Source organism: Stenotrophomonas sp. YJH_SMC_57 (genome assembly GCF_059369755.1).
In genome coordinates this window covers 113,750-131,909 of sequence record NZ_JCAFSZ010000001.1, presented here as the reverse complement: position 1 = coordinate 131,909, position 18,160 = coordinate 113,750, and the positions used below count along the sequence as shown (strand labels likewise).

At 68.3% G+C, this 18,160-nt stretch carries 19 protein-coding genes; 8 read left to right on the top strand and 11 right to left on the bottom strand.

The window, feature by feature from the left end; all coding sequences use genetic code 11:
- Positions 1–60: 60 nt before the first annotated feature.
- On the bottom strand, positions 61–1,236 hold the full coding sequence (locus tag AC5P7U_RS00585) for a thiolase family protein (RefSeq protein ID WP_008265500.1): 1,176 nt from the start codon (positions 1,234–1,236) through the stop codon (positions 61–63).
- A gap of 183 nt (positions 1,237–1,419) precedes the next feature.
- Here AC5P7U_RS00585 and AC5P7U_RS00580 point away from each other — a divergent pair, with 183 nt between their 5' ends.
- On the top strand, positions 1,420–4,272 hold the full coding sequence (locus AC5P7U_RS00580; RefSeq protein ID WP_197564534.1) for a S8 family serine peptidase: 2,853 nt from the start codon (positions 1,420–1,422) through the stop codon (positions 4,270–4,272).
- Positions 4,273–4,317: 45 nt separating this feature from the next.
- Here AC5P7U_RS00580 and AC5P7U_RS00575 read toward each other — a convergent pair whose 3' ends face one another.
- Entirely contained in the window at positions 4,318–5,415 is a 1,098-nt protein-coding gene (locus AC5P7U_RS00575; protein ID WP_049456104.1) for a Glu/Leu/Phe/Val dehydrogenase dimerization domain-containing protein, read from the bottom strand.
- Between the two features lie 279 nt (positions 5,416–5,694).
- On the opposite strand from AC5P7U_RS00575, the gene AC5P7U_RS00570 reads away from it, so the two are divergent.
- A complete protein-coding gene (locus tag AC5P7U_RS00570; RefSeq protein WP_495220716.1) occupies positions 5,695–6,768 on the top strand; it encodes an HDOD domain-containing protein in 1,074 nt (357 codons plus the stop codon).
- Positions 6,769–6,771: 3 nt separating this feature from the next.
- Here the strand turns inward: AC5P7U_RS00570 and AC5P7U_RS00565 are convergent, their stop codons facing one another.
- The 3 genes from AC5P7U_RS00565 to AC5P7U_RS00555 form a co-directional block, all read right to left on the bottom strand.
- Complete coding sequence (locus AC5P7U_RS00565) at positions 6,772–8,361, bottom strand: phospholipase D-like domain-containing protein (protein WP_197565059.1); 1,590 nt, start codon at positions 8,359–8,361, stop codon at positions 6,772–6,774.
- A 91-nt stretch (positions 8,362–8,452) separates the two neighbouring features.
- Complete coding sequence (locus AC5P7U_RS00560) at positions 8,453–9,151, bottom strand: RNA pseudouridine synthase (protein ID WP_008265276.1); 699 nt, start codon at positions 9,149–9,151, stop codon at positions 8,453–8,455.
- 56 nt (positions 9,152–9,207) lie between these two features.
- The gene (locus tag AC5P7U_RS00555; protein WP_049456100.1) at positions 9,208–9,708 is read right to left on the bottom strand and encodes a M48 metallopeptidase family protein; all 501 of its coding nucleotides are present in this window, start codon (positions 9,706–9,708) and stop codon (positions 9,208–9,210) included.
- Between the two features lie 62 nt (positions 9,709–9,770).
- Here AC5P7U_RS00555 and AC5P7U_RS00550 point away from each other — a divergent pair, with 62 nt between their 5' ends.
- Both AC5P7U_RS00550 and AC5P7U_RS00545 read left to right on the top strand, forming a co-directional pair.
- The gene (locus AC5P7U_RS00550; protein WP_006460852.1) at positions 9,771–10,328 is read left to right on the top strand and encodes a DUF2058 domain-containing protein; all 558 of its coding nucleotides are present in this window, start codon (positions 9,771–9,773) and stop codon (positions 10,326–10,328) included.
- Positions 10,329–10,498: 170 nt separating this feature from the next.
- Positions 10,499–10,765, top strand: coding sequence for a DksA/TraR family C4-type zinc finger protein (locus AC5P7U_RS00545; protein WP_006460850.1), 267 nt, complete (start codon positions 10,499–10,501; stop codon positions 10,763–10,765).
- Positions 10,766–11,417: 652 nt separating this feature from the next.
- Here AC5P7U_RS00545 and AC5P7U_RS00540 read toward each other — a convergent pair.
- Positions 11,418–12,011 carry a mechanosensitive ion channel family protein gene (locus AC5P7U_RS00540; RefSeq protein ID WP_006462204.1) on the bottom strand — a complete coding sequence of 198 codons (594 nt, stop codon included), beginning with the start codon at positions 12,009–12,011 and terminating at the stop codon, positions 11,418–11,420.
- Positions 12,012–12,045: 34 nt separating this feature from the next.
- A complete protein-coding gene (locus AC5P7U_RS00535) occupies positions 12,046–12,225 on the bottom strand; it encodes a hypothetical protein (RefSeq protein WP_008268616.1) in 180 nt (59 codons plus the stop codon).
- 126 nt (positions 12,226–12,351) lie between these two features.
- Here AC5P7U_RS00535 and AC5P7U_RS00530 point away from each other — a divergent pair, with 126 nt between their 5' ends.
- From AC5P7U_RS00530 to AC5P7U_RS00520, 3 genes are read left to right on the top strand one after another with little or no spacing between them, the layout of a single operon-like run.
- On the top strand, positions 12,352–12,930 hold the full coding sequence (locus AC5P7U_RS00530; protein ID WP_197564718.1) for an RNA polymerase sigma factor: 579 nt from the start codon (positions 12,352–12,354) through the stop codon (positions 12,928–12,930).
- The gene (locus tag AC5P7U_RS00525; RefSeq protein WP_164242758.1) at positions 12,927–13,460 is read left to right on the top strand and encodes a hypothetical protein; all 534 of its coding nucleotides are present in this window, start codon (positions 12,927–12,929) and stop codon (positions 13,458–13,460) included. Before AC5P7U_RS00530 ends, AC5P7U_RS00525 begins: the two co-directional genes overlap by 4 nt.
- A gap of 10 nt (positions 13,461–13,470) precedes the next feature.
- Positions 13,471–14,352: a DUF4097 family beta strand repeat-containing protein gene (locus AC5P7U_RS00520; RefSeq protein WP_197564719.1), complete on the top strand. Its 882-nt coding sequence runs from the start codon at positions 13,471–13,473 to the stop codon at positions 14,350–14,352.
- Between the two features lie 49 nt (positions 14,353–14,401).
- Here the strand turns inward: AC5P7U_RS00520 and AC5P7U_RS00515 are convergent, their stop codons facing one another.
- From AC5P7U_RS00515 to AC5P7U_RS00505, 3 genes are all read right to left on the bottom strand, one after another.
- Positions 14,402–14,584 (bottom strand): hypothetical protein, encoded by a 183-nt coding sequence (locus tag AC5P7U_RS00515; protein ID WP_005410566.1) that lies wholly within the window; start codon positions 14,582–14,584, stop codon positions 14,402–14,404.
- 11 nt (positions 14,585–14,595) lie between these two features.
- Entirely contained in the window at positions 14,596–14,889 is a 294-nt protein-coding gene (locus AC5P7U_RS00510; RefSeq protein WP_080357208.1) for a YkgJ family cysteine cluster protein, read from the bottom strand.
- A 229-nt stretch (positions 14,890–15,118) separates the two neighbouring features.
- Positions 15,119–16,480, bottom strand: coding sequence for an Hsp70 family protein (locus AC5P7U_RS00505; RefSeq protein WP_006462283.1), 1,362 nt, complete (start codon positions 16,478–16,480; stop codon positions 15,119–15,121).
- A 169-nt stretch (positions 16,481–16,649) separates the two neighbouring features.
- On the opposite strand from AC5P7U_RS00505, the gene AC5P7U_RS00500 reads away from it, so the two are divergent.
- Positions 16,650–16,985 (top strand): zinc ribbon domain-containing protein YjdM, encoded by a 336-nt coding sequence (locus AC5P7U_RS00500; protein ID WP_006462284.1) that lies wholly within the window; start codon positions 16,650–16,652, stop codon positions 16,983–16,985.
- Between the two features lie 7 nt (positions 16,986–16,992).
- Here the strand turns inward: AC5P7U_RS00500 and AC5P7U_RS00495 are convergent, their stop codons facing one another.
- On the bottom strand, positions 16,993–18,144 hold the full coding sequence (locus AC5P7U_RS00495; protein WP_006462285.1) for a transglutaminase domain-containing protein: 1,152 nt from the start codon (positions 18,142–18,144) through the stop codon (positions 16,993–16,995).
- Between the last annotated feature and the right edge of the window lie 16 nt (positions 18,145–18,160).

The window sequence follows — 18,160 nt, the reverse complement described above, 5'->3', positions numbered from 1 at the left end:
GCCAATATTGGGTGTCAAGCGATCCCGCATTCATTTTTGCGAAATCATCGTTAAATCTTTTTAAATCAATTCGATGGCAATTGCCGTCGCTTCGCCGCCGCCGATGCAGAGGGTGGCAATGCCGCGCTTGCCACCGCGTGTGCGCAGCGCGTTGACCAGGGTCACCACCAGGCGTGCACCCGAGGCACCGATGGGATGGCCCAGGGCGCAGGCACCGCCATTCACGTTGAGCTTGTCGTGCGGGATGCCCAGCTCACGCATCGGCGCCATCGCCACCACGGCAAAGGCTTCGTTGATTTCGAACAGATCGACCTGGTCCAGCGACCAGCCGGTCTTGGCCAGCAGCGTGTGCAGCGCGCCGATCGGTGCGGTGGTGAACCACTCCGGCTCCTGCGAGTGGGTGGCGTGGCCGACAATGCGGGCCAGCGGGGTGATGCCACGCGCGGCGGCATCTTCCTCGGTCAGCAGGACCACAGCGGCCGCGCCATCGGAAATGCTGGAGGAGCTGGCGGCGGTGACGCTGCCGTCCTTCTTGAAGGCCGGACGCAGGGTCGGGATCTTGGCGATGTCCGAGCGGCCCGGCTGCTCGTCGGTGGCGACCTCGACCTCGCCCTTGCGGGTAGCGACCTTCACCGCGACGATTTCATCGGCGAACGCGCCATTGGCCTGCGCAGCCTGCGCACGCTTGACCGATTCGATGGCGTAGGCGTCCTGCTCTTCGCGGCTGAACTGGTACTTGTCCACGGCGCATTCGGCGAATTCGCCCATCGCCTTGCCATCGTAGGCATTGACCAGGCCGTCGTGGGCCATGTGGTCGACCGCCTGGAAGTTGCCGAAGCGGTTGCCGGTGCGCGAGTTCGGCAGCATGTGCGGCGCGTTGGACATCGATTCCATGCCGCCGGCCACCACGATGCTGGCCGAGCCGGCCTTGATCAGGTCATGGCCGAGCATGATGGTCTTCATGCCCGAGCCGCACACCTTGTTGAGGGTGGTGGCGCCCACCGACAGCGGGATGCCGGCGGCGATCGCCGCCTGGCGGGCGGGCGCCTGGCCGAGGTTGGCCGGCAGCACGCAACCCATGAGGACCTCGGAGACGTCGCTGGCCGGAACACCCGACTGTTCCAGGGCGGCGCTGATGACGGCCGCGCCCAGGGTGGGGGTCGGCACGCCGTTGAACTGGCCGAGGAAGGAGCCGATGGCGGTGCGCTTGGCGGCGGCGATGACGATGTTGGACATGGCAATCTCGTTGATGCGTAAGCAATGTTCGGAAAGGAGACCGGAGGCCGTTGGAAGCGCCCCGGTTTCCCGGCAGACTGCGTGGGGGTCGGCCCAAGTATAGAGGGTCGCGGAGGGCCGTCGCTGGGCGCGGCCGCATGCCAGCCAGGATCACGGCCGGCCAACGTTCATGGGAAGGAATCGATGGAACGCACGACGATGGTGAAGTCTGCCCTGGGTACCGCGCTGGCCATGGCGCTGACGGCATGTGGTGGAGGCGGAGGCGGCAGCAATGTGCGCATCGATCCACCGCCGACCACGCCGCCCACCACGCCGCCGCCCACGACCCCGCCCCCCACGACGCCGCCGCCGGCCAAGCCGCAGGAGCCGGCCTTCGATGCGCATCTGTCAGTCACCAACGCGCGGGCCGCACAGGCGGCCGGTCTGACCGGGCAGGGCGTGCGCATCGGCATCGTTGATTCAGGGGTGCAGCGCAATGCGGTGGCGCTGAACGGGCGGGTGCTGGCCAACCTCAACTACATCGATCCGGCCAGGAACAATCTGGCGGTCGACGATGTGGTCGGCCATGGCACGGCGGTGGCCAGCCTGGCCGCTGGTGCAGCGGTGGGAACGTGGCCGGGCGGCATCGCGCCGGGGGCGCAGATCGTATCCGCGCGGATCATTTCCGACACGCCGCCAACCGATGACGGCAGTGGGCGCGGCAATGCCTTCAGCGGTCCGCTCGGCGTGGCGCAGGTCCACCAGGACCTGATCAGCTACAACGTGAAGGTGATGAACAATTCGTGGGGCGGCCTGTACTGGACCGACCTGCCGACCACCGCGCAGGTGGCGGCCGAATACCGCCCGTTTGTCATCAACCACGGCGGCCTGGTGGTGTTCGCAGCCGGCAATGATGCGCGCACCGAACCCAGCAGCCTGGCCGCGCTGCCCAGCCAGAAAGGCGTGGCCGGTACGCTTCCGGCGGCCGACCTGGAGCGTGGCTGGCTGGTGGCGACCGCGGTTGATCCCTACACGCCGGGCGCACTGGCCAGTTATGCCAATGCCTGCGGCCAGGCGGCCCGCTACTGCCTGGCGGCGCCGGGCAGCGCGGTCTATCCCGACGCCAGCGGCGGCAGCTATTACTGGAACTACGGCACGTCATTCGCCGCGCCGCTGATCTCCGGTGCGGCGGCGCTGGTCTGGCAGCGTTTCCCGTACTTCAACAACGACCTGGTGCGGCAGACCCTGCTGGGCACCGCCAAGGACATCGGCGCGCCCGGCGTGGACCCGGTGTTCGGCTATGGCCTGCTGGACATCGGCCGAGCGGTCAATGGCCCGGGGCGCTTCGACTGGGGCGATGTGGTCGCCAATGTGGATGTGGCCTCGACCGGCTCGCTGTGGAGCAACGACATCGTCGGCAGTGGCGGCCTGGTCAAGCAGGGCAGTGGAACCCTGGTGCTGGGCGGCAACAACAGCTACACCGGTGCCACCCGCATCGAGCGCGGCATCCTGTCGCTGCAGAACGGCGGTGTCATCCGTTCCAACGTGACCATCCTGGGCCAGCCCGATCCGGACTCGACCGGCCTGCAGTTCAATGGCGGCATGCCGCGGGTGATCGGCAACGTCGTCAATGGCAGCAGTGTGTTCCTCACCACCGGCAACACCACCGCTACCATCGAAGGCGACTACACGCAGCAGGCCGGCGCACAGCTGATGATCGCGCTCGGTGCCAATGCGCTGCAGGTCACCGGCAACGCAAGGATCGACGGCGGCGTGCGCGTGCATGGCTTCGTCTCCGGCTATGTGCCGCGCGACGGCAGTCGCCAGGATCTGATCCATGCCGCAGGCGGCCTCAGCGGCACCTTTGCTGCACCGGCTACGTCCAGTGGCCTGCAGGGCCTGTCACTGCTGCAGACCAGCTATGGCTATGACAGCACCACGGCCTGGTTGAACCTGGCCCAGGTCAGTGTCACTTCTGCCGCCAGTGGACTGAGCGCCTCTGCGCAGGCTGCGGCGCAGCGCCTGGACGGCGCGTTCAACGCGCTGGATCGCAGCAGCGGCCTGCAGGGTTCGCCGTTCGGCGCGGCGGCCGGCGCGCTGCAGTGGACCGGCGGTGGTCGTGATGGCCTGGCCGCCAGCCTGCAGAGCCTGTCGGGACAGGCGCATGCGAGGGCCGAGGCGGCCACGTTCGACAGCATCGACATGTCACGCCGCGCGATCGCCGAACGTTTCGATCGGGTGCAGGCCGCACCGCGGCTGCGCGGCACCTGGCAGAGCGCCTTGGGCGAGGCCGGGCAGGGCAGCTTCGCCGGCAACAGCGCCGACAGCCGCGGCTGGATGGCTGGCCAGGATCTGGCCTTGGGCAGCAACGGGCTGATGGGCGTGGCCTTCGGCGAGACCCGCAGCAACGGTGGCAGCAGTTTTGATGGAGAGCGCGGTCGTGATCGCCAGGCGCAGGCGCAGTTGTATGCCGGCTGGAACCTGGGGCGTGGCTATGCGCTGGCCCAGTTCGGCAGCGGTCAGTTCACCCGTGCGCTGGATCGCCAGCTGCTGCTGGGTGCCGGCGCCTACGGGGTCTCTGCGCGCTACGGCGGGCGCTTCAGCAGTGCCAGCGTGGAAGGCGGCTATCGCTTCGGCCGCGCCGCTGCATCGCTGACGCCTTACCTGGGCGCCAGCACCACGCGTGTGGAGACCGACGCCTTCCAGGAGCTGGGTGGCTTCGGCTTCGGCCTGCGTGGCGATGCCAACCGGGTGCAGCGCAGCCAGATGCTGGCCGGTGTGCGCGGTGAGCGTGGATGGGGGCGATGGACGCTGCGCGGCCATGCCGAGTGGCAGCAGCGGCTCGATGGCGCCGATGCGGATTGGCAGGCCAGTTTCGTCGGTGTCGACGCCTGGGCGCCACTGGCGGGCTGGAACACGTCACGCGGAAGTGCGCTGTTCGGCGTGGCGCTGGAATCGTGGTGGGGCCGCAATGGCCGCCTGAGCCTGGGCTTCGACCAGCGTGTCGGTGGCGAAGGCGCGCGGCAGGCGGCCCTGCGCTACAGCACCGGGTTCTGAGTGATCGTTCGCGCCGGGCCAGGCCCGGCGCGACCCTCCGCAGGCTCAGCCGCCGCGCAGGTTGCCCAGGCGCGGGGTGCTGCGGCCCAGTGGCATCTTCAGCTTGCCGATCGACAGGATGCGGCTTTCGGCGATGCGGTCGGCGGCACGCTGCGGCGCGATGTTCTCGCGCTGCGACAGTTCGAAGATGCGGGTGAGGTTGTGGTAGATGCTGCGGATCAGGCGCATCGCGCGTTCGCGGTTGTAGCCGTCGATCTCCAGCGACACGTTCATCACGCCACCGGCGTTGACCGCGTAATCCGGCGCATACAGGATGCCGCGCGCATGCAGCTCGTCGCCGATTTCCAGGCTCGACAGCTGGTTGTTGGCGGTGCCACAGATGATCTTGGCCTTGATCCGCGGCAGGGTATCGGCATTGATCGCGCCTTCCAGCGCACATGGCGCGAACACATCGGCGTTGACCTCGTGGATCTCGTCCGGCTTGACCGCTTCGGCGCCGAAATCGCTGACCGCACGATCAACCAGGCTGCTGTCCAGATCGGTGACATACAGCTTGGCGCCGCGGTCGCGCAGCAGCTTCACCAGTTCCATGCCGATGTGGCCCAGGCCCTGCACCGCGATGCTGGTCTTGCCTACTTCTTCATGCCCGAACTTGAAGCGCATCGCCGCCATCAGCGCCTGCAGCGCACCGTAGGCGGTGAACGGCGCCGGATCGCCGGAGCCGCCATGGACCTGGTGCACGCCGGTCACGAACTGGCTCTCCAGGTAGATGTTCTCCATGTCGTTGACGTCGGTACCGACGTCCTCGGCGGTGATGTAGCGCCCGCCCAGCGAATCGACGTAACGGCCGAAGGCGCGGAACAGCACCTCGGTCTTGTCCACCTTCGGGTCGCCGATGATCACCGCCTTGCCACCACCGACATTGAGGCCGGCCAGCGCATTCTTGTAGGTCATCGTCCGGCTCAACCGCAGCACGTCGGCCAGCGCCTCGTCGGTGCTGGCGTAGGGGCGCATGCGCACGCCGCCCAGGGCCGGGCCCAGGGTGGTGTTGTGGATGGCGATGATCGCCTTCAGCCCGGCATCGTGGTTGTGGCAGAACACCACCTGTTCATGGCCGGTGGTGGCGAGGGTTTCGAATAGCATGGCATCTCCGATGGCGCGAACAGCGGCGAACTGCGGCGAACGGCCAGTGAACGGTAGGGTCCCAAAAACAAAAAAAGCGACGTCGTCGGTGCAGGGGGACGGGTCGCGCGGCGCCATTCTAGTCCATTCCTCCGGCTGCTGCCGTCGACATCGGCGGGCTTCTGGTTAAAGAAGATGAAAGCGCGGCCGATGCTGCGACGAAGGCGGGTCGCCGGATTCATGTGAAGAGGCAGGACGGTCAGTGACGGCAAAGGCAGCACAACGACAGGGCGGGCGGCGATGACGCCGGCCTGGTGGCGATCGCTGCGCGCGTGGCTGGCGCGCTCGACCGGAGCGGCGCCGTCGCGGTTGGCGGCAGCGTCGCGGCAGGCGGTGGCTGCCGCCGCGGCCAGCCTGCAGGGCGAGGCCCTGCCGCCGGGTGAGATCGCCGAGCACCTGCAGCGCGGCCTGCATGCGCTGGCGCTGTATCCGCGGCTGGCCGGCGAGCCTACGCCGGTCCAGGACCCGGCGCTGGGCGAGGCGGTGGCGCGCGCGCTGCAGGATCGCGACTGGGCGGCCCGGCACCTGCCCCGCCGCCCGCAGCTGCTGCCGCAACTGATCCAGACCGTCAACGACGACGCGGCCTCGGCGCGGGTGATGGCGGCGATCATCGGCCAGGACCCGGTGCTGACCGGCAACCTGCTGCGCATCGCCAACAGCCCGGCCTACAAGGTGCACGAGCGGCCCGTGGAAAGCCTGCAGCGGGCGGTGACCCTGGTCGGCACCGAAGGCGTGCGCCAGATCATCAGCGCGGTGCTGGTGCAGCCGGTGATGCAGGTGCAGTGCGAGGTGTTCCCGCAGTTCAGCACGATCATCTGGGAACATGCGTTGCTGGCTTCGCGCGCGGCCGCCGACCACGCACGCACGGTCACCTTCGGCGATGCCTTCGCCGCGCAGTGGCTGGGACTGGTGCAGGGGCTGGGCGCGGCGCTGGTGATGCGCCAGCTGCTGCAGGAAGCGCAGGCACGCGGCGAAACCGTGGAGCCGACCCTGGCCCTGCAGCTGCTGCAACAGTGGTCGTTGCCGCTGGCACAGCGCGTGGCGGCGGCCTGGCAATTGCCCGAACCGGTGCACCAGGCACTGGCGCCGGAAGCGGACGGACCGCTGGCCGACAGCCTGCGGCTGGCCAGCGCCGCCGCAGCTGCCAGCCTGCTGTGCCGGCACGGACATGCCAGCCAGAACCGCATGCTGGCCCTGCTCGAACAACTGCCGTCGGCACCCCCGCATAGCCTGCGCTGGATCTGGCGGCGCCTGCACGGGCGCAGCGTGGAAACGCGCGATGAGGCCGGGCAGGAGGCACCGCCGTCGCCCTGAGCGCTACAGCTGCGATTCCACCGGCAGCCAGCTGATCACCCGTGCAGTCCAGCGCTTGCCCAGGCTTGCCCCGGGTTCGGCCTCCACCCAGTGCGGCGGCGGCTGCCGCTCCAGCCAGCGCAGCGCATCGTCGTGGCCCAGGGCCAGCCACCAGCTGTGCGCAGGGCTGGCCAGGCGCAGGTACTCGTCGCGCAGCTGCGCACCCAGCACCGGATCGTTGAACAGCACGCCCATTTCGGTGTTGAGGTAGGCCGAGCGCGGATCGAGGTTGAACGAGCCGACGAATCCGCGGCGGTCATCGACCACGAACGCCTTCGTATGCAGGCTGGCCCCGCTGCTGCCGAACAGGCTGGTATCCGGCTGGCCGTGTGCCTTCAGTTCGTACAGCTGCACGCCGGCCTTCAGCAGGGGTACGCGGTAGCCCATGTAGCCGCCGTGCACCGCAGCCACGTCGTTGGCGGCCAGCGAATTGGTGACCACGCCCACCTGGGCGCCGCGCGCGGCCAGTCCCGAAAGGCCCTCCACGCCATCGCTGCCTGGCACGAAGTAGGGCGAGATCAGCAGTGCGCTGCGACGGGTGGTTGCCAGCTCGTCGCTGAGCGTATTGACCAGCCAGTGGCGGCGATCATCGTCGCGATGCTTCATCGGCGGATCGGAGGCGATGCGCACGTTCGCGCTCCAGTGCAGGGGCTCCGGCGCAGGCCGCTGCAGGCCGCGCGATGCGGCCACGCGTTGCAGGTAGGGCTGCGCCCTGGCATGCAGCGCATCCAGGTCCGACTGCCGCACGAGTTGCCGCAGCTGTTCATCGCTGTAGGAGGCCAGCGCGGAAATCGGAATGGCCGTGCTGCTGTTCCAGTAATCGTCGAAGATCCGGTTGGCCTGCTGCACGGCCGGTCCGGCCACCACCAGGTCAAGATCCTGGAAGTTCACATCGTCGCGTGCACTGAAGTATTCCTCGCCGATGTTGCGCCCGCCGACGATGGCGATGCGGCCATCGGCGATCCAGCTCTTGTTGTGCATGCGGTGGTTCACGCTGAAGGCGCGTTGCACCAGCTCCAGCGTGCGTGCGATGCCACTGCGGTTGCGGAACGGGTTGTACAGGCGGATCTCGATGTTGGGATGCGCATCGAGCGCCATCATCAGCGCATCCTTGTCCCTGGCGTTCATGTCGTCGAACAGGATGCGCACGCGCACGCCGCGTTCGGCGGCGTCATACAGCGCCTTGGCCATCAGGTGGCCGACCAGGTCGTCGTGCCAGATGTAGTACTGCAGGTCCAGGCTGCGTCCTGCGTGCGCGGTGATCATCGCGCGGGCCGCGAACGCATCCATGCCATCGCTGAGGAAGGCCACGCCGGACTTGCCGGGATGGGCCTCCTGCAGTGGCACGATCTGCTGATCGATGCGGGTCTGCGCCGGCTGCAGTGGCAGTACGTGCGACGGCGCGCCCTGTGCCTGTGGCGTGAGATGGTCGGCCAGCAGCAGGCCGGACAGGACCAGCAGCAACAAGGCGGCGATGATGATCGCAGCGACACGCAACAGGCGTCGCCACAGGGGCTTGAGCGGACTCATGCCCCGATGGTAGATCGACGCCATGCGTGGATGAAAGCCGGAGGACCCGCTGCAATGGATCCACGCCGTGCGTGGATGGCTTCTTCAGGCAATGTCATGCCATGCGTGGATGCGGTCAGAACCGCTCGTCACTGCCCAGGTAGCGCCACTGGCCTGGTGGCAGCGGCCCGAGTGCCACGCGGCCGATACGCAGGCGACGCACGGCCGCGACCTGCAGCCCGGCGGCGGTCACCGCCACGCGCAGGCCCTTGGCGGTCAGCCCCTTGCCGGCAAAGCGCAGGCGCTGTTCGCTCTGCCAGCTGACCTTGGCACCGCCGGATTCGTGCTGCAGCCGCGCCAGCAGCCACGGACCGCGCTCGGGGCCGCCTTCGGCCACTTCGATGAGGTACTCCTGCTCGGTGCGGCCCAGGTTGCGCTGCAGATGGGCGAGGGTGGCCGGGTCCTGGCTGACCACCACCAGGCCGCTGTCGGCCGCCGGCAGCGATGCCGCCAGCTGCAGCCCATGGAAATGACGCTGCAGTGGACGGATGCCGCTGGCATCAAGCTCGCTTCGGCTGTCGCTGCTGACCAGCGCGCACAGGGTCTCGGCGGCGACGCCGGCCGGCTTGTGCAGCAGCATGCTGACCCGCTCGGCCTTGTCATCGCTGGCCTGCTCGGCCACCACGATCACGGCGTTGTCGTCGACCGGGCGCTGCGGCTGTTCCACCACCTCGCCATCGACCGTGACCCAGCCGCCCTCGATGTAGCGCCGGGCTTCGCCGCGCGGGATGCCGAGCAGGGCGGACAGGCGTTTGTCGAGACGGATCGGTTCCATGGCGGGCGGTTCGGTCAGGTCGGGCAGGGGGCGCGCAGTGTAGCTGCTGCGGCCGATCAGCGCTGGCCGCGGTTGGCCAGTTCGGTCAGGTACAGGCGGGTGTCGAATTCCAGCTGCAGGTAGTCCGGCTCCATGTGCTGGCACAGCTGGTAGAAAGCCTTGTTGTGGTCGGCTTCCTTCAGGTGGGCCAGCTCATGCACCACGATCATGCGCAGGAATGCCGCCGGCGCCTGGCGGAACACGGTGGCGATGCGGATCTCGCGGCTGGCCTTGAGGCGGCCGCCGTGTACGCGGGAGATGGCGGTGTGGGTGCCCAGCGCGTGCTTGATCACTTCCAGCGTGTTGTCGTAGCAGACCTTGTTGAGCGGCACCGACTTGCGCAGGTAACGGTCTTTCAGTTCCTGGGTGTAGTCGTACAGCTGGCGGTCGCTGCGCACCTCGTGCGGGTCCGGGTAGCGCTGCTGCAGCCAGGGCCCCAGCTTGCCCTGCGCCAGCAGTTCGCTGACCTGGGCGACCAGGGGCTCGGGATAGCCGGTGAGGTACTTCATCACTGCCATGCAGGGGCGGCGGGGCGTCGGTAGAATGGAGCCTCCAAGATTACACGCGGTACGCATCGACCATGGCAAAGCCCAACGCGCTGCAGGAACAATTGCTCAAGGCCGGCCTGGCCAAGAAGTCGCAGGCCAGCGCCGCCGCGAGCGCGCAGGCCAAGGCCCGCCAGGGCAAGGCCGAACCGACCTCGGCCGAGGTCCAGCGCGAAGCTGAACGCGCCCGCGCCGAGAAGGTCGAGCGTGACCGCGCACTGGCCGCCGAGCGCAATGCCCAGGCCAGGCAGGCTGAACAGAAGGCCCAGGCAAGGCAGATCATCAGCGCCCACGCCGTGCCCCACAAGGGCGATGACGAATACCGCTTCAGCGACGGCGCGGCGATCCGCACCCTGCTGATCGACCCCAAGCTGCGCAAGGCACTGTCGGTGGGCGTGCTGGTCATCGTTGCCCATGGCGAGGGCTACGCGCTGCTGCCGCGAGCCGCCGCCGAGAAGGTGCGTGAACGCGCCCCGGAAGCGATCATCGTCGACCACGGCCAGCCGGGCTCGACCGCCGAGATCTCCACCGGCAACGCCGAGGACGACGCCTACTACGCCCAGTTCCAGGTGCCGGATGACCTGGTCTGGTAAGCAAAAAGGGGACGGAGGGGATTAAGCCGCAATCGGGTCGATCGAACCCGTCCGCGTTCTGTTCGTCTTCCTGAAGAGCAGCCGAACACGGCTCGGCTCCACATTAAGGCCTGTCTTTTTGCCGGCGTGTATCGTCCCCATATCAGGCGACACACCTGCGGAGGATGGCCATGGCCACCGGTTGGGCGGGAGATGGTGCGGTCCAGGACCAGATCGACGCCACCGTTGATGATGCGATTGCCCGCGCGCGGCGCCAGCTGCGCCAGGGGCCGGGCCTGGAACACTGTGAGGAATGCGACGCGCCGATCCCGTTGGCGCGGCGTCAGGCCGTGCCCGGGGTACGCCTGTGCGTGGCCTGCCAGCAGGCGCTGGATGATGAGGAACACGCGCACAGCGGCTACAACCGGCGCGGCAGCAAGGACAGCCAGCTGAGGTAGGGGATGTTCGGCAGGGCTGCGCCCTGCACCCGCAGATGCTTCAAGCCAAGGCAACAGCAACAGCAAAAGCAAAAGCTGGCATTCCGCGGGTTGGCGGGGCGGTGTCGGAGTGCGGGGACGCCGCAAGTACGTCCATGTAGGCTTGGCAGCCGCTTGCTCGTGTGCGCGTTCCTTGCGCACACGGCAAGACCGGGGTTGGGCGTCCTGCCCAACCCGCCCGAGGCATGCCTCGGGCCCATGCGGCTGACACCCCGCACTCCGACACCGCCCCACCTTCGACGGGTTCACGCCGCTGTTGGCAACGGCGGCCGTTGGAACGCGCGGCTGTTGGTAGGTGTCGACCTTGGTCGACACGACTTTTCTGTCAGATATCGAATGAATCATCCGCGCATGGCGCGGCTCTACTGTGTCGACCAAGGTCGACACCCACCAGAGCGGAACGCCGTTCCGGCAGATCGCGGGAAACTGTCGAAGGCGGGGTGGGTCCGGTGGCGGGAGTGTCCGCGGCATGGATGCCGCGGCCAAGCCCCCATGGACGGGTTTACGGCGTCTCCCGCCACCGGACCCACCCCGCCATCCCACAGGAAGCCAGCCTTTGACGTTGACGTTGCCTCGGCGGGTGCAGGGCGCAGCCCTGCAAAGAACCCCCCCCTCAGCCGTCGCCCTGGATCCCGCCGGGGGCCTGCGCCGGGTCGCGCCAGCGACGCACCGTGCGCTGGAAGAACAGGTTGTTCGGCAGCTGCAGCACCGTGCCTTCGTGGCCGTCACCGGTTTCCTGCAGCGTCGTGTAGATCAGGTTCACATCGATCACCCGGCCCTTCAGCCCAGGTTTCTCGCCGTTCTCCAGCACCTCGATGTAGTCGTGCAGGCGGAACGGACGGGTGGTGAAGATCAGCAGCGTGCAGAAGATGTTGGACAGCACGCTCCAGGCCGCGAAGAAGGCCACCGCGCCCACCGCGGCGAAACCGGTGAAGGCGGTCCAGAGCACCGACGGCTTCGCGCCGAGCAGGCTGAGGATGTACAGCAGCGCACTGAAATAGACCACGAAGCTGGTGATCCGGCGTGCGCCCATCACCATTTCCGGCGGCAGCGTGTAGTGCTCGGCGAAGCGGCGGATCAGGCGACGGGCGAGCAGCCGCAGCAGCCAGGCGACCAGCAGCACCAGCACGATCTGCAGGGCAACGCCGGCGTAGTTCAGCCAAGGGTGGGTCCAGGGCGGCAGGTGGTCCTTCAGCGACAACATCATGGGACGACTACGGAGGGGGAAACGGCCCCCGATGTTACCCGGCGCGTGCGGCGGATTCGACCGTGGGCGTCCAGGCCAGGCAGACCAGCTCCTTGCGATGCTGCTGCAGGCAGGCGCGGCCGTTGTCGGGGCGAAGCTGCAGCGACAGGCCCAGCACCTGCAACAGGACGCAGGCGGCGATCACCAGCAGGGCGGCGCAGGATGGGCTGGACATGGCAGGACTCCCGGACGGCGTTTTCACGAAGGACCTTGCATGGATGCAGCGGCCGCCGAAAAGGTTGCAGGGAATCGATCATCGCCTGGCTCTAAACCTTTTTCCGGGCCGGCGCATCCAAGCGATATGCTCGACACCACCATGCCCGCGCCGCCTGCCGCCAACGACACCGTCGACGAATCCGCCCTGGTGCGGGCGGCGGCCGCTGGCGATACCGCCGCCTACGAACTGCTGTACCGGCGCCACGCGCCCCGTGTATTTGCCGTGCTGTGGCGGCTGTGTGGGGGGCAGCAGGCGCGTGCCGAAGATGCGTTGCAGGAAGCCTTCCTGCAGGCCTGGAGGGCGCTGCCGGGGTTCCGTTTCGAGAGCAGCCTGTCGACCTGGCTGCATCGGCTGGGCGTCAATGCCGCCCTGATGGAACTGCGTGGGCGCGCGGCCGGGCAGGACCACGACAGTCTGGATGAGGTCGACGGCGGGCTGCAGGAACTGGCGGTGCATGACCGCTGTGCCGGCACCGAGCGCGACCTGGAGCGCGCGCTGTCGACGCTGCCACCACGGGCACGTGCGGTACTGGTACTGCACGATATCGAAGGCTGGAAACACCAGGAAATCGCCGAGCAGCTGCAGATGGCTGTCGGCAGTTCCAAGGCACAGTTGCATCGTGCGCGCGGTTTGTTGCGTGCACGGCTGGGAGACATGACATGACGACACACGACCACGATTCCGATTCCGCGCTGCTGGCACGCCTGCGTGCCCTGTCCAGCGAACGCAGCGTGCCCGCCGATGGCTGGGAGCGCCTGTCGGCCCGGCTGCCACCGCGTGAACCACCGTCGGCACCTGCAGCGGATGGCAATGTGGTGGCCCTGCCCATGCGTCCGAGGCGGCGCTGGTGGCTGCCGGTGGGCGCGGCGCTGGCGGCCAGCCTGGCGGTGTATGCGGTGGCGCCGTGGCGCCATGCGCAACCCGGCATGCCGGCGCCGTCCGCATTGCAGCTGCAGGCCGCGGCGATGACCGAGCAGTACCAGCAGGCCGTCGCTTCGCTGCCCGATGGACGCGCACCGGAATGGCAGCCGGCCCTGCACGAACTCGATGAAAGTGCGGCGCAGATCCGCGCCGCACTGGCGCAGGACCCACGTGCGCCGCACCTGCTTGGCCAGCTCAAGCGCACCTATGCGCTGCGTCTGGAACTGACCCGGCAGGCGGCCTATGCCGCCGAGTCCGGCCTGGCAACCTGAGGAGACCCCCATGACCCGAACCCTGATTTGCTGCTGTGTGGCGCTGTTGCTGGCACCCTCGCTGGCGCTGGCCGACACCCGTATCGACGAACGCCACACGCTGGCCGCCGGCGGCCGCATCGAACTGAGCAACGTCGCCGGCAAGGTGACCGTGCGCGGCTGGGACCGCAACGATGTGCAACTCACCGGCACGCTCAGTGACGGCCTGCAGCTGCGCCAGGAGAAGAGCGCCAACCGCGTGCGCTGGGAGATCGAGTACCCGCGCCGCAACAACAACGGTGGCGCCACCCTGGTGCTGAATGTGCCGCGCTCGGTGGAACTGCTGCTGAGTACGGTCAGCGCCAGCCAGGACATCAGCGGCATCGACGTGCGCCGCCTGCAGGCCGATACGGTCAGCGGCAGCCTGAGCGCGGCCGGGCGCAGTGGCGACAGCAAGCTCAACACGGTCAGCGGCAGTGTCAGTGCACGCCTGCAGACCCCGAAGCTTGACGTCAATACGGTCAGTGGCCGGATCGAGGCCGGTGGCGGCGTATCCGGTGATATCGGTGCGCAGACCGTGTCCGGCCGGGTCGAGGTGGACGCCGGGCGCGTGCAGCGGCTGGCGGTGGAGACCGTGTCGGGCAGCATCGAGCTGGCAGCGGCCGGGTTGGCACCGGGTGGCCGCATCAACGTCGAATCGGTGAGCGCCTCGGTGACGCTGAGCCTGCCGCGCACGGTGTCGGCGCAGCTATCGGTGAACAGCTTCAGCGGTTCGATCAACAGCGATGCCGGGCAGGTGGAGCGGCCGCGCTACGGGCCGGGCAGCCACCTCGACACGCGACTGGGCGGCGGTGATGGTGACATCCGCATCCAATCGCATTCGGGCAGTGTGCAGGTACGCCTGGATCGCTGAACGCGGTCCGGCAGGCCGCGGCGGCAGCGCCGCCGCGGTCGGTACTGGGTCAGCTGGCCTTCTTCAGCGCCCAGGTGGTGCCGAGGACTTCGATCTTGCCACCGGCCTTGCGGAACGCAGCCAGGTCCGAAGCGATCGAATCACTGCTGACCACGGTGCTGGCGGCCGCGCCCTTGCGTTCGCTGCGGATGCTGTTGCTGGCCTTCGCGGGGGTCTTTGCCTTGCGGGGCATGGTTGCTCCTGTCAGGTGGAAGGGGAGGAAAGCGACCAGGCATCAGCCTGGCGCAGGTAGTCCTGCCGCTCGCGGCGGCAGTCATCGCCGCCCATCGAAAACTGGCGGCAGATCGCCGGGCGCTGCGAATAGATCGTGCAGCGCAGGTGATAGGGATCGATCGCCGCGCACCAGCCTTCCTCGTTGCGTGCCATCACGGCACGGCCGTGCGCGTCGCGCGAAAGGAACTGGCCAGGCACGTGGTCGCCGGGCTGCAGCAGCACGGGCAGCCGGCAACAGACCGCGTCACAACGGCGGCAGTCGATGGGTGCAGGTGCTGCGTCAGGTTGTAAGGCCTCTGGGGCCTGGCGGGTGCCCAAAGCGGGTCTCGATGGCGGCTCCGGTGGTGCGCGGACCATGAACGAGCCAGGAAGGCATGGCCGCTAGGCCCGCAGGGCGGGCCGGGCTGCACGGAAGACACGCACCGGCGTGGCCGGTGGAAGGTGCAGCAGGGTTCTAGCCGACCAAGAGTAACTTAGACCGCGTAACGTTTTGTTAATCCTGGCTGGCTGCCGCCAGCGCAAGGCCCTGGACCACGCCCAGCGAGGGTTCGCCGTGGACCATGCGGGCGCCCGGGAAGGCCTCGGCCACGGCTTGGCGCAGGTAGCCGGCACGGGACATGCCGCCGGTCAGGAACACCGCATCCGGGTCGCCACCGATGTCGCTGCGGACCTGGGCCAGCAGTTCGCGGATCTGCTCCAGGTACCCATGTGCGGCGGCGGCCAGGCCGTCGGCGCTGCTGTCGGCATGCAGATCGCGGGCGATGTAGTCCAGCGTGCTGCGGTGCTCGCTGGCAGCACTCAGGGCGATCTTGGCGCGTTCGACATCGCGGTACAGGCGCGCGGTATTGCCGGTGTCCTGCAGGGCCTGCAGGCGGTCGCCCCAGGGCGCGTCCACATGGTCGTACTTGTGCAGGCGGAAATCGCGCTGGCGGGTCATGTCCTGGACGGTGGCCGCTTCCACATAGTGGTGGGCCGGTACGCGGGTGATGCCGCGGCCGAACAGCGGCATGTAGCTGGACAGGCTCAGTGCCAGGTCGATGTCGGTACCGCCGCGGGCGATACCCCAGGCGCGGTGGATGCGCGGTGCGTCGTCGCCGCCGACTTCGGCATGCGCGATGTCGGTGGTACCGCCGCCGATGTCGACGATCACCGCCTGGTGCCGCTCGCGGCTTTCGGCGTGGTAGTGCATGGCCGCCGCCGCCGGTTCTTCGAGGAAATCGATCTGGTCGAAGCCGGCCTGGGTGGCGGCTTCGCGCAGGATGTCCAGCGCCTGGTCGTTGCCGGCCGCGCCGATCGAACTGCGGAACTGCACCGGGCGGCCGAGCAGGGCGGCACGCAGCGGGCGGCCGAGCTGGGCGCTGGCGGTCAGGCGGATGTGTTCAAGGATGTGCGCGGCGATGCCGGTGATGGTCTGCCTGGCGCGCGGGTGCAGGTTGTAGCCCAGCATCGACTTCGGGCTCTGCACCAGGTTGCCTTCGTGTTCCTCGAAATACGCTTCCAGTGCCTCATCACCGTAGACCGCGTTCTGCAGCAGGTCGCTGGCGCTGCGTTCCTGGCCGGCACGGGCTTCCATCCACTCGCGGCGCAGCGCGCGCAGGGCTTCGCGGCGCAGCGCCTGTGGCGTGCGTTCCTGGCCGGCGGCACGCGCTGCGCGGGCGGCGCTGTCGATCATCTGCTGCAGCTGGTGTTCCTGGCCGTCGTCGAGCTGGAAGTCGTCCGGGTCGGGCACCACGCCGGGGAAGTACACGCTGGTGCGGAACTGCTCGGCGTCGCCGAAGCGGATCGGCAGCAGTTTCCCCTCATGCACGATGGCGGCGGCGGAGTTGCTGGTACCGAAGTCGATGCCGAGGCGCATGGGAAGTTCCGGGGGCGATCAGGGGCCGCGCACTCTGCTGCAGTTCGCGGCCGACTGCAAGTTCCAGCGTCCTGTCGTGAAGGAGGGCCGCCGGCCGCCTCCCGGCGGAATGGGAAAAAGGCCAGCCGGTTACAATGGCGGCTGTTGATTCATTTTGAGGTACTTGCCGATGTCGTCCGCCCCCGCTTGCCCGCAGTGCACCCTGGAAAACACCTATGCCGATGGCGCGCTGTGGATCTGCGCCGACTGCGGCTTCGAGTGGACCGCCGAGGAAAGCGCCGGTTCGACCCTGGTCGTGCGTGACAGCAATGGCAATACGCTGCAGACCGGCGACACCGTCACCGTGATCAAGGACCTGAAGGTGAAGGGCTCCTCGATCCCGCTGAAGCAGGGCACGGTGATCCGCAACATCCGCCTGGTCGAGGACGATGCCGAGCACATCGAAGGCAACTCGGACAAGATCAAGGGGCTGGTCCTGAAGACCTGCTTCCTCAAGAAAGCCTGACCGGACCTCAGCGCCTGGCCTGCTGCGCGCGCCAGCGCGCCAGGCTGTCCAGCTTGGCCTGGTAGCGAGCCTGCTCCGGGGCCCCGCCCAGTTCCTGCGCGCGCAGCATTTCGCGATCGGCCCGCTTGAGCTGGCCGGCCAGGAAATAGACCCGTGCCAGCCCGAAGTGGAACTGGTGCGCGGTGTCATACAGGCGCACCGCCTGGCGGTAGTAGCGGATCGCCGCATCCAGCTGGCCCGCACGCTCGGCCTTGGCGCCGAGCATGTACTGCGCGAACGGGTCCTCGCGCTGCACCGACGTCAACCGGCGTTCCAGCGCCTGCGCCTGCGCGGTCAGGCCCAGGCTGCGGAACAGTGCCGAGGCATTGGTCAGCGCGGCATCCTGGCGTCCATCCAGCTGCAGCGACCTGTCCAGCGCCTGTCGTGCGCCCTCGTTGTCGCCCGCGCGATGGTCGAGCACGCCGACGTTGTTCCAGACCGGAGCGAACCCGCTGTCCTGGGCCAGCGCAGCGTCGAAGAACGCGCGTGCGCCCACCAGGTCACCTTCGGCAAGGTACTCGGCGCCGCGGTTGTTGTAGAAATGCGCCAAGGCCCGCGCACGGCTGACCGGAACCGGCCCGCGCCGGTCGTAGAGTACGTTGCGGTCCAGGTCGACGGTACCGAAACGCCCACCGACGTCGACGCCGGCGTTGACGTGCCCGACGTTGTAGACCACGCCGTTCTGCTGGTCCTGGTACCACGACACCACCTGTCCCACTTCCTGCACGCGGGCCTGGATGCCGGCTTCGCGGGCAAGCGTCACGAACAGCAGGGTGAAGGCCAGGCAGTTGGCCTGGCGGTGCTGCCAGATCTCGCTGACGGTGTAGGTCGCATTGGCGTCGTACTGCAGGTCCAGCCCGTGCTGGTCGAAGATCATTTCCACCAGCGCCTGCAGGCGCTGGTCGCGGGAGTAGCTGCGCTGGATCACCTGCTTCTGCAGCATCGCGCGCAGGTCCGCCGGAATGGCGAACACCTCGTCCGGCGTCGGCACGCGCGGAGCCGACACGGTGATGGTCGGAGTGGTCACCACCGCCGCAGGTGGCGCCGGGTCCGCGCCGAAGGCCGGCGCACAGAGGGCGAGCAGCGAAAGGGCCAGGCAAGGGACGGAAGGGCGGTACATGACAGCTCCCGGCAGC